Here is a 14,238-nt window from a genome sequence, read left to right as displayed (position 1 = left end):
GCGTCGCGCGGTCAGGTCTCGCCGAGCAGCGCCCGGACGGAGGAGCGCAGCTGCGCGCGGTACCCGCCGCCGAACAGCACCGCGTGCACCGCGACCGGGTACACCTGGTGCAGCGCGACGCGGTGGCGCCACCCGCGCGCGAGCGGGTGCGCGGCGTCGTACGCGGCGAGGATGTCGTCGAGGAACGGCGCGCCGAACAGCGCGAGCATCGCGAGGTCGGCCTCGCGGTGCCCGCCGTGGGCGGCCGGGTCGATGAGCACCGCCTCGACCGCGCCCGCCGAGCCGCCCGTGCGGTCGTCCGGCCCGCCGCCCCGGCCTGGCGCCCACAGCACGTTGCCCGACCAGAGGTCGCCGTGCACGCGCGCCGGCGCATCGTCGAGCGCCGGGCGGGCGAGGTCGGGCAGGCGCGCGGCGAGGCGGTCGAGGAGCCGCGCGTCCTCGGCGTCGAGCGCGCCCCGGTCGCGGCCCTGCCGCGCGACCGGCAGGAGGCGCGCCTCGGCGTAGAAGGTCGGCCAGTCCGGCCACGCACCCGTGGGCAGCGGCAGCGGGTCGTCGAGCGGGCCGAAGAACGCCTCACCGGACCACCCCGGCGGGGCCGCACCCCAGGCCGGCGCCCCGGCGTCGTGCACGACGGCGAGCGCCCGCCCGAACGCGCGGGCCGCCTCGCGGGTCGGCGCGGTCGTCGGCACACGCTCCAGGTCGAGGTGGTCGGGGCCGACGTCGAGCACGCGGGCGACGCGTGGCCCGCCGGGGACGGCGAGCCACGCCAGCCCGGCAGCCTCGCAGCGGAAGAACCCTGCCGGGGCCGCGGCGCGCGACTTCGTGAAGACGGCAGGCGCCGTCTCGTGCTCGCCGCTCACCGGGCCGCTCTCATGGCGCCGCGCTCACCGGGTCGTGCTCACAGCGTCGAGCTGACCCGGATGATCTTGCGCCGCAGCCAGACCCGGCGCTCGCCCCCGACGTACAGCCGGGTGCGGGCCAGCTCCCAGCGCCCGTACTCCGCCTCGTCGGTGAGGAGCCTGCTCGCGTCCGACCGGCTCGTGGAGCGGTCGATCGTCAGGACGCGGTACTCGTACTGCCCGCCGTGCGCGGCCCATCCGGACCTCCGGCGTGACGTCGGCCTCTCCTCCACGTGCCACCGTCCTCTCTCGCCTGTCTCGGTCGCGGGCCGGGTGGTGGGACCGACCCGGCCAACGAGTGCCATTGTGCCCCTCTCGGCGCTACCGTCAGGGTATGACCGCTGACCCGCGTGCCGCGCTCGACCGGTTCATCGCCGCGCTCGAAGCCCACTACAACGCCGTCGCCGCACGTCGCGGGGAGGACGACCCCGCGGTCGACGACGCCTACTACGTCCTCGGGGACGCCTTCGAGGTGTACGACGAGGCGCTGGGACAGGTGCACGGGGAGGCGACGCCGTTCTACCTCGCGGAGGAGGACGACGACGAGGACGACGAGGACGACGACGCGGAGGAGGACGACGACCTCGACGACACGCTCGACGACGACGTCCTCTCCGGCGAGCTCGAGACCGACGGCGCGCGCTGAGCCGCCCGAGGTCGCCGAGGGAGGGGCGGGGTCACCACCGCTCGGGGTAGCCGACGTCGAGCGTGCTCACGTCGTCGAGCGCTGCGCGCACGGCGTCGGGCAGCACGAGGTCGGTCGCGGCGAGCGACGTGCGCAGCTGCGCGGGGGTGCGCGCACCGACGACCGCGCTCGCGACGGCGGGGCGCCCCAGGAGCCAGGACAGCGCGACGTCGAGCGGCGCGCGGCCCAGGCCCTCCGCGGCGGTCACGACGGCCTCGACGATCCCCGACGACGCGTGGTCGAGGTACGGCTCGACGAACGCGGCGAGGTGCGGGGACGCGCCCCGCGAGTCGGCGGGGAGCGAGCGCCGGTACTTGCCGGTGAGGACGCCCCGCCCGAGCGGGGACCACGCGAGCAGGCCCAGGCCCAGCGACTCGGCGGCGGGGACGACCTCGCGCTCGGCACCGCGCTGGAGCAGCGAGTACTCGAGCTGGACGGCGGCGAGGCCGACGTCGTCGGTCCCGCCGAGCAGGGTCGCGGCCCGCGCCGTCGCCCACCCCGGGTGGTTGGACAGCCCGACGTAGCGCGCGCGCCCGGACGTCACCGCGTGGCGCAGCGCCGACAGCGTCTCGGTGAACGGCGTGCGCGGGTCGGGCGCGTGCACGAGGAACAGGTCGACGTGGTCGGTGCCCAGGCGCGCGAGCGAGTCGTCGAGCGAGTCGAGGAGCGCACCGCGGGACGCGTCGACCACGGGGCCCGACGGCGTGTGGCGCACCCCCGCCTTGGTGCACAGCAGGACGTCGCGCCGGTCGACCTTCGCCCCGAGCAGCGACCCGAGGAGCGACTCGGCGTCGCCGTCGGCGTAGGAGGCGGCCGTGTCCACGAGGGTGCCGCCGGCGTCCACGAAGTCCCGCAGCTGCTCGGCCGCGTCGAGCTCGTCCGTGTCCCGGGCCCACGTCATGGTGCCGAGTCCGAGCTCGGACACGCGCAGGCCGGTGCTGCCGAGGTGGCGGTTCTCCATGGTTGCCGAGGGTACCGGCGGGGGCCCGCGGGCGACCGTCGGGGCGCGCGGTAGGGGACCTGGTCGGCCCAGGTTCACCCGCTCGGCCTCGGGCCTGCAGGTGCGCGGCCACCGCGCCCCCGAGCGGGTATCGTGACCGCTCGTGAACGCGTGGGAAGCCGTCCTCCTCGGCCTCGTCCAGGGCCTGACCGAGTTCCTCCCGATCTCGTCGAGCGCCCACCTGCGCATCGTCGGCGAGCTGATCGGGTCGCAGGACCCGGGTGCCGCCTTCACGGCGATCACGCAGATCGGGACCGAGACGGCGGTGCTGCTGTACTTCCGGCGGGACATCGCGCGCATCTGCGCCGCGTGGTGGCGCTCGGTGCGCGGCGACCACGGCACGGACTGGCGGGCGCGGCTCGGCCGGCACGACCACGACGCCGCGATGGCCTGGTACATCGCGCTCGGCTCGGTGCCCATCGTGCTGCTCGGCCTGCTGTTCCAGGACGCGATCGAGAACACGTTCCGCAACCTCTACGTCACGGCGCTCATGCTCGCGGTGTTCGCGCTCCTGCTCGGCTGGGCCGACCGCATCGGCGCCAAGCGGCGCACCCTGCGCGAGCTCTCGGCCGGGCAGGCGGTCGCGTTCGGCTTCGCGCAGGCGCTCGCGCTCGTCCCCGGCGTCTCGCGCTCGGGCGGCACGATCACCGCCGGCCTGCTCATGGGCTTCACGCGCGAGGCGGCGGCGCGCTACTCGTTCCTCCTCGCGATCCCGGCCGTCATGGGCTCGGGCTTCTACCAGCTCTTCAAGTCCGCGGACGAGCCGGCCCCCGGGGCCCCCGGCGCCGGGGCGACCCTCATCGCGACGCTCGTCGCGTTCGTCGTCGGGTACTTCGTCATCATCGCGTTCCTCAAGATCGTCTCGACCTTCAGCTACACGCCGTTCGTGGTCTACCGCCTCGTGCTCGCGGCGCTCGTCGTGCTGCTCCTGCTCGTGGGCGTGCTGGAGCCGGGCGGGACGGCCGTCTCGACGCCGTGACCCTCTCGGGCCGCGGTCAGAGCCAGCCGACGCGCTTGAAGACGCGGTAGAGCACGACGCAGCCGCCCGCCATGAGGGCGAGCGCGAAGGGGTAGCCGAACGCCCAGTGCAGCTCCGGCATGTTGCGGAAGTTCATCCCGTACACGCCCGCGACGATCGTCGGGTACACGAGGATCGCCGCCCACGCCGAGATCTTGCGCATGTCCTCGTTCTGCCGCACCGAGACCTGGGTCATGTGGACCTGGAGCATGTCCGAGAGCAGGTCGTCGTGCGCGTCGAGGTGCCGGTCGATCCGTTCGACCGTCGTCACGACACGCTCGAGCATGCGCCGGTTCACCCCGAGGTGGTCGGGGACGTCCGGGTCGAGCAGCTCGGGCAGCTCCGCCGTGACGGGCATGAGGGCGCGCCGCGCCTCGGTGATCTCGCGCTTGAGGTCGTAGATGCGCTCGACCGGGTCCTCGCGCTGCTGGTCGAACACCACGCGCTCGGTGTCGGCGACGGCGTCGCCCAGGCCCAGCTCGACCTGCGAGGCGCCGCCGACGATGGCGAGGACCGCGGCGGAGACGATCCGCTGGACGGGCGAGCCGTGGGGGTCGCCGGGCGCGGCGACCTTGTCGAGCATGATCGCGTGCACGTCCGCGTCGCCCTCCTCGGCGGTGAGGACGAGCCCCGCGCCGAGCAGCGCGGCGAACTGGCCCGTGTGCACCTGGCGGTCCGACTCGGTGAACCATGCCGTCGGCGTCACCAGGAGGAGCCAGTCCGCTGCGACCCGGCGCACGTGCGCCAGGGGGTGGCGGTTGTGCCGCGCGAGGTCCTGTCGGGTCGGGCCCACCCCGGTCGTGACCTGGGCTGCGGCGTCGAGCACGGCGTCGAGGTCCTCCAGGCGCGCCCAGGTCACCGTGGCGCGGGCGGCGCGCCGGTCGCCGGGCGTGTCCAGGGTGCCGGGATCGGCCGGGTGCACGCCGTCGGCGCCGGGCTCGACCGTCCACGCCGCGACGGCGCGCACGGTCGGTCGTCGGGGCGCGGGGGCGGGTGCGCCGTCGGGCGGGGTGCCCGTCCGCGGCTCGGTGGGGTTCGTCACGTCCGCATTGTCCCGCGCCCCGCACGGACCTGCCCGGTCGCCGCCGGGCGCGGCGCCGCGCGTCGCCCGCGTGCCGGACGGCGGTCCGACGGCGGCGCCCCGGCGGCTAAGGTTGACGCGTGCACAGCTGGCCCGCCCCGCAGATCCCCGAGCTCCCCGGACGAGGCCTCCCGGTCCGGGTGCACGACTCGTCGACCCGTGAGCTCGTCGTCGCCGCCGCGGGCGAGGACGCCACGCTGTACGTGTGCGGCATCACGCCCTACGACGCGACGCACATCGGCCACGCGGCCACCTACGTCGCGTTCGACCTGCTCGTGCGCGCGTGGACGGACGCCGGGCACCGCGTGCGCTACGCGTCGAACGTCACCGACGTCGACGACCCGCTGCTGGAGCGTGCCGCCGCGACCGGCGTCGACTGGCGCGCGCTCGCCGTCGAGCAGACCGCGCTGTTCGCCGAGGACATGACGGCGCTCGGCGTCGTCCCGCCCCACGTCTACGAGGGTGCGGTGGAGACGATCCCCGCCGTCGTGGACGCGGTGACCCAGCTCCTCGACGCGGGTCTCGCGTACCGCGTCCCGGTCGAGCCCGGCGCCGGGGGCACGGACCCCGGGCTGGGCGACGTCTACGCCGACCTCTCGGCCGACCGCGCGTTCGGCTCGGTCTCACGCCTCGCGCGCGACGTCATGGAGCACCTCTTCGCCGAGCGCGGCGGCGACCCCGACCGCGAGGGCAAGAAGGACGCGCTCGACCCGCTGCTGTGGCGCCGCGAGCGCCCGGGCGAGCCCGCGTGGGACGGCGGCGCGCTCGGCACCGGCCGCCCCGGCTGGCACGTGGAGTGCGCGGTCATCTCGCGCGACGGGCTCGGCCTGCCGTTCGACGTGCAGGGCGGGGGAGCGGACCTGCTGTTCCCCCACCACGAGATGTCGTCCTCGCACGACCGCATGCTCGCGGGCGGCGGTGCGCCCCGCGCGCACGTGCACGCCGGACTCGTCGCGTACGAGGGCGAGAAGATGAGCAAGTCGCGCGGCAACCTCGTGCTCGTGTCGAACCTGCGGGCCACGGGCGTCGACCCGATGGCGATCCGCCTCGCGCTGCTCGCGCACCACTACCGCGGCGAGTGGGAGTGGACCGACGACGACCTGCCCGCGGGGGTGCGACGTCTCGAGACGTGGCGCGACGCCGTGTCCGGCAACGGTGGCCCGGACGCGACCGCGACGCTCGCGGCCGTGCGCGCCGCGCTCGCCGACGACCTCGACGCCCCAACGGCCCTCGCCGCCGTGGACGCCTGGGCCGCGGAGTCGCTGCGCCCCGGTCGTGACACGTCGCACGACGAGGAGGGCGCCCCGGGCGTCGTCGCGCGCGCGGTGAACGCCCTGCTGGGCGTCCGGCTCTGACGAGCAGCCCCGCGCTGACACCGCCGCCCGCGACGCGGGCCGTGCGTCAGACGGTCGGGCCCTTGCCCGGGTTGCCGCGGTCGCGGCGGCGCAGGTAGCGCTCGAACTCGCGCGCGATGGCCTCGCCGCTCGCCTCGGGGAGCTCGGCCGTGTCCTTCGCCTCCTCGAGCTGCTGGACGTACTCCGCGATCTCCGCGTCCTCCGCGGCGAGCTCGTCGACGCCGTGCTGCCACGCCTCGGCGTCCTCGGGCAGGTCGCCCAGCGGGATCGGCTCGGACAGCAGCTCCTCGATGCGCGCGAGGATCGCGAGCGTCGCCTTGGGCGACGGCGGGTGCGCCACGTAGTGCGGCACGGCCGCCCAGAGCGACACCGACTGCATCCCGCGCTCGGCCGCGGCGTGCTGGAGGACGCCGACGATGCCCGTCGGTCCCTCGTACGTGCTCGGCTCGACGTCGAGCACGGCCTGCAGGCCCACGCTCTCCGACGTCGCCGTCATGGGGATCGGCCGCGTGTGCGGCACGTCCGCGAGCAGCGCGCCGAGCGTGACGACCGTGCGCACGCCGTGCTCCTCCGCGACGTCGAGCAGCTCGCGGCAGTACCGGCGCCAGCGCATGGACGGCTCGATGCCGTGCACGAGCACCACGCGGCGACCCGTCGGCGAGAGGACCGCCGACGCGATCGTCGTCGTGGGCCACGTGATCTCGCGGCGGCCGTCGTCGTCGGTCGTGACGACCGGGCGGTTCACCTGGAAGTCGTGGTACTCCTCAGGGTCCAGCTCGTCGACGTCCTCGGCGCCCCACACCTCGTGCAGGTGCTGGAGGGCGGCCGTGGCGGCGCTCCCGGCGTCGTTCCAGCCCTCGAACGCCGCGATCATCACGGTCTGGCGGGTGCCCTCGGTCGCGTTCTCGGTCATCACCCCAGCCTATGCGGCCGGGCCCGACGGCGTCGGGGCGGGTTCGCGGCCGGCGTAGCCGCCTCAGCCGCAGTCGAGCGCCGGGTAGGCGACGTCGGCCGACGACGACCGCCCGTCTCCCGTGGCCGTCACCCGCGCGCTGCCCGCGTCGAGCGTGTCCGAGCGCGCCGAGAACGACTGGTACGCGGACGCGCCGGGCGCGACGCCCGCCACGGTGCGCTCGCCGAACGGCGTGCTCAGCGTGACGTCCGCGGGCACCGCGCCGTCGTTCGTCGCGCGGACCGCGACGTACGCCCGCCCGGCCAGGCACCGCGGGACGGCGGTCGCGGAGACGTCGGGGCCGTCGAGGGCGGCGGACAGCGCGAGGACGCCGAGCACGGCGGTGGTCGACCGCACGACGCTCGCCGACGCGCCGGCGTCCTCGATCGCCGTGGAGCCGAGAGCGAGCGCCTCCTGGACCAGGGTCTGCGCCGCGTCCCAGTCACGCCGGTCCGCGGCCTCGAGCGCGCGCCGCATCCGGTCCTGGACCCGCGCCCCGGCCTCCGGCTCGACCGTGCCCGCGGCGACGCGCTCGTCGACGAGGTCGACGACGTCGGTGTACCAGGAGGGGTCGGCCGCGACGTCGGCTCCCACGAAGCCCGCCTCCACCGCGGCACGGGTCGACGCGACGACGGCGTCGCGGTAGTCCTCGGCGTCCGGGTACCAGGCCGCGAGCGTGGCGTCGTCCACCGGGCGCGAGCCGCCGTCGAGGAAGCAGAACCCGGGCCCGGCGTTGGCGCCGGAGTTGATCCGCGTCGGGACGTCCTGCTGCGCGAGCCGGACGCCGCCCAGGCCCAGGCCGCGCTCGTCGCGCACCACCTGGCGCGGCGCCTGGTCGGACAGCGTGATGGGGGCTGCCGACGGCGGGGTCGTCCCGTCCGCGACCCACGCGGCCACGTGGTCGTACACCGACGCCTGGACCAGGTGCTGGGGCACGCGGGAGCCGGACGGCTCCTCGCACGTCTGCGGCGTCCCGGGGTAGCCGCCGGGCGCGGAGCCGACGTCGCGGATCCGCAGCCGACCGTAGTCGGTGATGAGCTTCCAGTCGCCGTGCGACGCGCCCGCGACCTCCCACGTGCGCCGCACGTCGGTGTCGGGCTGGCGCTGCGCCGCCCCGAGGAGGTCGATCGCGACGTCGGTCTCGCTGTTGACCTTGAACACCGGCGTCACGAGGTCGTCGCGCAGCAGCCCGCCCCCGCCGTGCAGCACGACGGCGTCGACGACCCCCGCGAGCGGGTCCACCGAGTTCACGTACGACCACAGCCGCCCCGCCGACTGCGAGTGCCCGGTCGCGACGACGCGCTCCGCCTCGAGCGGACCGAGCGGCGCCGTGCCCGCGGGGTCGCGCACCGCGGCCACGGCCTGGCTGAAGACGTCCCACGAGAGGGTGTCGTCGGTCACGGCGCCGCCGTCGGTGAGGTCGAGCGTGCCGTAGCGCTCGGGGCTCCAGGCCCGCAGGCCGGTGGGGGAGTGCACGCCCGCCCGCTGCGCCGACACCCCGACCCACGCGTAGCCCTCGCGCACCAGGTGCTCGTGCGTCTGGAACCAGTCGACCTCCTGGTCCCACTGGTTCGAGACGTTGTACCACTCGGCGATCACCGTGCCGTTGAACGTCGCGGGGTCGACGGGCCGGCGCACCACGACGCGCGTGCGGAACGCGTGACCGGTGCTGAGGACCGTCGCGTCCGTCACGCCGTCCGCCTGGTAGCGGGTCGCCTCGCCCTCGACGAAGAACTCCTCCTCGACGTAGCCGCGCGCGGCCAGGTCGTAGTCCGTCGCGAGGAAGGGATACCCGTGGGCAGGGTCGCCGGGCGCCGTCGTCGTGGGCACGGGGCCGGTCACCACGGGATCGGGGACGGCGGCGTTCGCGGGGAGCGTGGTCCCGGCGAGCACGAGCACCCCGGCGAGGGCGAGCGCGAGCGGGCGGCGGACGGGGGGTGCGGACATGGCGACTCCTTCGTCGGGCCCGACGGCGGTGGCGGGCGCTCAGCAGCCTAGGGAAGCCGCACGCTTCTGTCGACCGGCGCGCGAGTTCGGGAGCAGGATCGCCAGAAGCCGTCGCGCGCGACCGCACGCCCAGAAACGGCGGCGCGCCCGCGGCGGTGGCGTCCGGTTAGGGTCGAGGGTGCAGGGGTTCGTCGTACGACCGTTGATGGAGACCGCTTTGCCTTCTCGTCCTGACAGCACGTCCGCAGGTCAGCGCTCTGCCGAGCGTCCCGACGCCCCCGCGTTGCCCGAGGCGGTCCTGTGGGACATGGACGGGACGCTCGTCGACACCGAGCCCTACTGGATCGCGGCGGAGCACGAGCTCGTCGGCGCGCACGGCGGCACGTGGACGCACGAGGACGCGATGTCGCTCGTCGGGAACCCGCTGCGCGAGTCGGCGCGCATCCTGCGCGAGCGCGGCGGCGTCGACCTGCCGGTGGACGAGATCGTCGCGTTCCTCATCGGGCGCGTGATCGAGCAGGTGCGCGTCGAGGTGCCGTGGCAGCCCGGCGCGCGCGAGCTCCTCACGGCGCTGCGCGAGGCGGGCGTGCCGTGCGCGCTCGTCACGATGTCCTACCGCGAGCTCGCCCAGCCCGTCGCCGAGATGGCGCCGCCGGACGCGTTCCAGGTGCTGGTCTGCGGCGACGAGGTCGAGCGCGGCAAGCCCGACCCGGAGCCCTACCTCCTCGCCGCGCAGCGCCTCGGCGTCGACGTCACGCGCTGCGTCGCGATCGAGGACTCGCCCGCGGGGATCGCCTCGGCCCGCGCCGCGGGGGCCGCGACGCTGGGTGTCGAGGCCGTGGTCCCGGTGCTCCCGGCGCCGGGCCTGAGCCGCACGCCGTCGCTCGAGCTCGTCGACGTCGCGCTCCTGTCGCGTCTCGTCGCGGGCGACGTCGTCGACCTCATGGAGGACGACGCGGCCTGAGGCGCCGCCCGGACGGCCTGCCCGACGGTGCGCGGGCCGTCGGGACGGACCCGCCGAGCGCATAGGCTCTCAGGGTGGACGGACCCCAACCTCGAGCACCCCGCACGCCCGCACCGGCAGGCCCGCGCACGAAGGGCTGGGTGATCGGCCGCGTCGTCGGCGCACCGGTGATCCTCACGCCGTCCTGGTTCCTCGCCGCGGCGATCCTCACGGTCCTCTTCGCGCCGACGGTGCAGCGGCTCGCCCCGCACCTCGGCCCCGAGATCTACCTCGTGTCGTTCGCGTTCGTGCTGCTGCTGTTCGCGTCCGTCTTCCTGCACGAGGTCGCGCACGCGCTCGTCGCGCGCGCCCGGGGCCAGCACGTGACCGAGCTTGCGGTGACGCTGTGGGGCGGCCACACGGCGTACTCCGGCACGTCGGCGCGCCCGCTCGACGGCTTCCTCATCTCGGTCGTCGGCCCGCTGACCAACCTGGCGCTCGCGGTCGTGTTCTGGGTGACGTTCCAGGCGCAGCCGACCTTCTCCGTGCCCGCCCTCCTGCTGTACGCGGCCGCGTTCTCCAACGCGTTCGTCGGGTTCTTCAACCTCCTGCCCGGCCTCCCGCTCGACGGCGGCCAGATCCTCGAGTCCGCCGTGTGGGCCGCGACCGGGTCGCGGACGAAGGGCACGGTCGCGGCCGGCTGGGTCGGGCGCGCGGTCGCCGTCGGGGTCGTCGCGTGGGCGCTCGTGTGGCCGCTGACCTACGGCGGACGGCCGGACCTGTGGACCGTCGCCTGGGCGGCGCTCATCGGGGCGTTCCTGTGGAGCGGCGCGGGGCAGGCCATCACCGTCGGGCGCACCCGCGAGGCGGTGTCCGGGCTCACCGTCCGCAGCCTCGCGCGCCCCGCGGTCGCCGTGCCGTCCACGGCGACGGTCGGCGCGGTCGGGCGCTCGGTGGCGCTCGCGGGCGGTCCGCACGTGGTGGCCGTCCTGGTGGACGGCGCAGGCAGGCCCCTCGGGTACGTGGACCCCGCCGCGGCCGCGGCCGTGCCGCCCGACGCCGCCGAGACGACCCCGGTCGGCGCGGTCGCCGTGCCCCTGCCCGGGGCCGCGACGATCGACGCCCACAGCGCGGGGCAGGACATGCTCGCCGAGCTCTCGCGCGTCGGGCGGGACGCGGCGGTCGTCGTCGTGACCGACGGCGGCCGCGTCGTCGGCGCGCTCGAGGTCGCCCGGGTCGTCGCGGCGCTGCGGGACGCCCGGCGCGGGCGGTGACCGGCGCGTCGTCCGCGCGCACGACCGACCGGCGTCGGGCGTGGGGCGGGCGGCCCGTAGGATGGTCGCCCGTGACCTCCGAGCCCGCCACCACGCCCGGCCACCCGACCCCGCAGCCCGGTGGGGACGGCGCAGCCGCCCCCGCGCACGGCGCGTCCGACCGCCCCGGTGCGACGGGCGCGGACGAGCGCCGCGGCCCGCTCCGCGTGGGGGACAAGGTCCAGCTCACGGACCCGCGCGGTCGCCTGCACACCATCACGCTCGCGCCGGGCGCGACGTTCCACACGCACAAGGGCTACCTGCGGCACGACGACCTCATCGGCCGCCCCGAGGGCAGCGTCGTGCGCAACACCGCCGAGATCGAGTACCTCGCGATGCGCCCGCTCCTCGCGGACTATGTGCTCTCGATGCCCCGCGGCGCGGCGGTCGTCTACCCGAAGGACGCCGGCCAGATCGTCGCGATGGCGGACATCTTCCCGGGCGCGCGCGTCGTCGAGGCGGGCGTCGGGTCGGGCGCGCTGACGATGTCGCTGCTGCGCGCCGTCGGCGACGCGGGCGAGCTCCACTCGATCGAGCGGCGCGAGGACTTCGCCGCGATCGCGCGCGGCAACGTCGAGACGTTCTTCGGTGGCGAGCACCCGGCCTGGACGCTCTCCGTGGGCGACCTCGCCGACGTGCTCCCGACCGTCGCCGAGGACGGCACGGTCGACCGCGTCGTGCTCGACATGCTCGCGCCCTGGGAGAACCTCGACGTCGTCGCGCGCGCGCTCGTGCCCGGCGGCGTCCTCGTGTGCTACGTCGCCACGACGACCCAGCTCTCACGCCTCGCGGAGGACCTGCGGGCCGACGGCCGCTACGCGGAGCCCGTCGCGTGGGAGTCGATGGTGCGGGGCTGGCACCTGGAGGGTCTCGCGGTGCGGCCGCAGCACCGCATGATCGGGCACACCGGGTTCCTGCTCACCGCACGGCGCCTCGCGGACGGCGTCGCGCCGCCCGAGCGCAAGCGCCGCCCGGCCAAGGGCGCGTACCCGACCGACGCCGAGCAGTGGTCGCCCGAGGAGCTGGGCGAGCGCCCGGTCTCCGAGAAGAAGATCCGGCGCGTGCGGCGCGACGTCGGCCAGGGCCCCGAGCAGACGACCGGTCCGGGCGCGGAGCACGGCGTGCAGAAGGGCGCGGAAGACGCCGACGGGGCGCCCGACGTGTCGGGCGCGTGACGGTCCGGTAACGATCGGGGCGCCGCCGTCTCACCCTGGGTGTCGTCCGTGTGCACGGGCGAGACTTGTGCCTAAGGTCTACACCCGACCGCCGGACGATGGTCGGCACGGGCGCCTCGCGAGGCCCGTCGTCCGCCGTCCACCCGTGGTCGGGCGAGCCGGCGGCGAGAGGGACACCCGATGAGCGAGACATTCGGCCGTAGCGACCAGGCCCCGCAGGACGGCGCGCGCGAGCTCGCGCTGCTGTCCGCGAAGAACGAGAGGCTCGCCGAGGCGCTGCGCGCGGCCCGGGACCAGATCCTCGACCTCAAGCGGCAGATCGACGACCTCGCCAAGCCCCCGGGGACGTACGCGGTGTTCCTCGCCGCGCACCCGGACGGGTCGGTCGACGTGTCCGCCGCCGGGCGCAAGATGCACGTCGGCGCGAGCCCCACCCTCGACGTCCAGCGCCTGCGCCCGGGGCAGGAGGTCAAGCTCAACGAGGCGATGACCGTCGTCGCCGCGGGCGGCTACGAGCGCACGGGCGAGATCGTCACGGTCAAGGAGATCCTCGACGCCGACCGCGTGCTCGTCGTCGGCCGGGCCGACGAGGAGCGGGTCGTGCGGCTCGCCGGGTCGGTGGCGCGCACGACGCTCCGCGTCGGCGACTCGCTCACCATCGACACGCGCAGCGGCTTCGTGTTCGAGGTCATCCCGAAGTCCGAGGTCGAGGAGCTCGTCCTCGAAGAGGTGCCGGACATCGAGTACGAGGACATCGGCGGTCTCGGGCCCCAGATCGAGCAGATCCGCGACGCCGTCGAGCTGCCGTTCACGCACCCCGACCTTTTCCGCGAGCACGGTCTGCACCCGCCTAAGGGCGTCCTGCTGTACGGGCCGCCCGGGTGCGGCAAGACGCTCATCGCCAAGGCCGTCGCCAACTCGCTCGCGCACACCGTGGCGCGGGCGCGCGGCGAGCAGGTGGAGGACGGCTCGGGCGCGGCGCGCAGCTACTTCCTTAACGTCAAGGGCCCCGAGCTGCTCAACAAGTACGTGGGCGAGACCGAGCGGCACATCCGGCTGATCTTCGCCCGCGCTCGGGAGAAGGCGTCGCAGGGGACGCCCGTCGTCGTGTTCTTCGACGAGATGGAGTCGCTGTTCCGCACCCGCGGGACGGGCCTGTCGTCGGACGTCGAGACGACGATCGTGCCCCAGCTCCTCGCCGAGATCGACGGCGTCGAGCGGCTGGACAACGTCATCGTCATCGGGGCGTCGAACCGCGAGGACATGATCGACCCTGCCATCCTGCGGCCCGGGCGCCTCGACGTGAAGATCAAGATCGAGCGGCCCGACGCCGAGGGCGCCAAGGAGATCTTCGCCAAGTACCTCACGGAGGACCTGCCGATCCACGCGGCCGACCTCGCCGAGCACGGCGGCAACCAGCGCGAGGCCCTCGACGCGATGATCCGCTCGGTCGTGGAGCGCATGTACTCCGAGGAGGAGGAGAACCAGTTCCTCGAGGTCACCTACGCCAGCGGCGACAAGGAGATCCTGTACTTCAAGGACTTCAACTCGGGCGCGATGATCCAGAACGTCGTGGACCGGGCGAAGAAGTCGGCGATCAAGGACCTCCTCGCCACGGGACAGCGCGGCATCCGCGTCGACCACCTGCTCGCCGCGTGCGTCGACGAGTTCAAGGAGAACGAGGACCTGCCGAACACCACCAACCCCGACGACTGGGCGCGCATCAGCGGGAAGAAGGGCGAGCGCATCGTCTTCATCCGCACGATCGTCCAGAAGAAGGGCGAGGGCGGCTCGCCGCGCACCATCGACACGGTCACCAACACCGGCCAGTACCTGTAGCGGGGCGCGGTCGCGCCGCCCCGTGGACGGC

General features: G+C 75.0%; 13 protein-coding genes. 7 read left to right on the top strand and 6 right to left on the bottom strand.

Annotation, left to right across the window (positions count from 1 at the left end; all coding sequences use genetic code 11):
• Window positions 1-11: 11 nt before the first annotated feature.
• Entirely contained in the window at window positions 12-860 is an 849-nt protein-coding gene (locus HKK73_RS10405) for a fructosamine kinase family protein (protein ID WP_043652641.1), read from the bottom strand.
• Window positions 861-898: 38 nt separating this feature from the next.
• On the bottom strand, window positions 899-1,132 hold the full coding sequence (locus HKK73_RS10400; RefSeq protein WP_009861400.1) for a DUF5703 family protein: 234 nt from the start codon (window positions 1,130-1,132) through the stop codon (window positions 899-901).
• 101 nt (window positions 1,133-1,233) lie between these two features.
• Here HKK73_RS10400 and HKK73_RS10395 point away from each other — a divergent pair, with 101 nt between their 5' ends.
• Window positions 1,234-1,545, top strand: coding sequence for a hypothetical protein (locus HKK73_RS10395; RefSeq protein ID WP_034651396.1), 312 nt, complete (start codon window positions 1,234-1,236; stop codon window positions 1,543-1,545).
• A 31-nt stretch (window positions 1,546-1,576) separates the two neighbouring features.
• On the opposite strand, the gene HKK73_RS10390 is transcribed toward HKK73_RS10395, so the two are convergent.
• Entirely contained in the window at window positions 1,577-2,545 is a 969-nt protein-coding gene (locus HKK73_RS10390; protein ID WP_171467946.1) for an aldo/keto reductase, read from the bottom strand.
• Window positions 2,546-2,687: 142 nt separating this feature from the next.
• Here HKK73_RS10390 and HKK73_RS10385 point away from each other — a divergent pair, with 142 nt between their 5' ends.
• The gene (locus tag HKK73_RS10385) at window positions 2,688-3,563 is read left to right on the top strand and encodes an undecaprenyl-diphosphate phosphatase (RefSeq protein ID WP_171467945.1); all 876 of its coding nucleotides are present in this window, start codon (window positions 2,688-2,690) and stop codon (window positions 3,561-3,563) included.
• Between the two features lie 16 nt (window positions 3,564-3,579).
• On the opposite strand, the gene HKK73_RS10380 is transcribed toward HKK73_RS10385, so the two are convergent.
• A complete protein-coding gene (locus HKK73_RS10380) occupies window positions 3,580-4,644 on the bottom strand; it encodes a CorA family divalent cation transporter (RefSeq protein ID WP_171467944.1) in 1,065 nt (354 codons plus the stop codon).
• Between the two features lie 119 nt (window positions 4,645-4,763).
• On the opposite strand from HKK73_RS10380, the gene mshC reads away from it, so the two are divergent.
• Entirely contained in the window at window positions 4,764-6,038 is a 1,275-nt protein-coding gene (gene mshC / locus HKK73_RS10375) for a cysteine--1-D-myo-inosityl 2-amino-2-deoxy-alpha-D-glucopyranoside ligase (protein WP_171467943.1), read from the top strand.
• Window positions 6,039-6,084: 46 nt separating this feature from the next.
• Here mshC and HKK73_RS10370 read toward each other — a convergent pair whose 3' ends face one another.
• Window positions 6,085-6,951 carry a PAC2 family protein gene (locus tag HKK73_RS10370; RefSeq protein WP_021482086.1) on the bottom strand — a complete coding sequence of 289 codons (867 nt, stop codon included), beginning with the start codon at window positions 6,949-6,951 and terminating at the stop codon, window positions 6,085-6,087.
• A gap of 63 nt (window positions 6,952-7,014) precedes the next feature.
• Window positions 7,015-8,937: an alpha/beta hydrolase domain-containing protein gene (locus HKK73_RS10365; protein WP_171467942.1), complete on the bottom strand. Its 1,923-nt coding sequence runs from the start codon at window positions 8,935-8,937 to the stop codon at window positions 7,015-7,017.
• A 217-nt stretch (window positions 8,938-9,154) separates the two neighbouring features.
• Between HKK73_RS10365 and HKK73_RS10360 the strand changes: the two genes are divergently transcribed.
• The 4 genes from HKK73_RS10360 (at window position 9,155) to arc (ending at window position 14,207) form a co-directional block, all read left to right on the top strand.
• Window positions 9,155-9,901, top strand: coding sequence for an HAD family phosphatase (locus HKK73_RS10360; protein WP_256380349.1), 747 nt, complete (start codon window positions 9,155-9,157; stop codon window positions 9,899-9,901).
• 74 nt (window positions 9,902-9,975) lie between these two features.
• Entirely contained in the window at window positions 9,976-11,154 is a 1,179-nt protein-coding gene (locus HKK73_RS10355; protein WP_253705614.1) for a site-2 protease family protein, read from the top strand.
• Window positions 11,155-11,225: 71 nt separating this feature from the next.
• A complete protein-coding gene (locus tag HKK73_RS10350; RefSeq protein ID WP_081599748.1) occupies window positions 11,226-12,368 on the top strand; it encodes a tRNA (adenine-N1)-methyltransferase in 1,143 nt (380 codons plus the stop codon).
• Window positions 12,369-12,548: 180 nt separating this feature from the next.
• Complete coding sequence (arc, locus tag HKK73_RS10345; protein ID WP_171467940.1) at window positions 12,549-14,207, top strand: proteasome ATPase; 1,659 nt, start codon at window positions 12,549-12,551, stop codon at window positions 14,205-14,207.
• Window positions 14,208-14,238: the final 31 nt, after the last annotated feature.

Source organism: Cellulosimicrobium sp. 72-3 (assembly GCF_013127315.1).
Taxonomy (GTDB): domain Bacteria; phylum Actinomycetota; class Actinomycetes; order Actinomycetales; family Cellulomonadaceae; genus Cellulosimicrobium; species Cellulosimicrobium funkei.
The sequence above is the reverse complement of the archived record's forward strand: the minus strand, read 5'-3'. Positions and strand labels throughout refer to the sequence as shown.

What these genes read in the sequence shown, in the direction of transcription:
- arc (WP_171467940.1), top strand. Translation starts at nt 12,549, where the DNA reads ATGAGCGAGACATTCGGCCGTAGCGACCAGGCCCCGCAGGACGGCGCG.
- HKK73_RS10370 (WP_021482086.1), bottom strand. Translation starts at nt 6,951, where the DNA reads ATGACCGAGAACGCGACCGAGGGCACCCGCCAGACCGTGATGATCGCG.
- HKK73_RS10365 (WP_171467942.1), bottom strand. Translation starts at nt 8,937, where the DNA reads ATGTCCGCACCCCCCGTCCGCCGCCCGCTCGCGCTCGCCCTCGCCGGG.
- HKK73_RS10390 (WP_171467946.1), bottom strand. Translation starts at nt 2,545, where the DNA reads ATGGAGAACCGCCACCTCGGCAGCACCGGCCTGCGCGTGTCCGAGCTC.
- HKK73_RS10395 (WP_034651396.1), top strand. Translation starts at nt 1,234, where the DNA reads ATGACCGCTGACCCGCGTGCCGCGCTCGACCGGTTCATCGCCGCGCTC.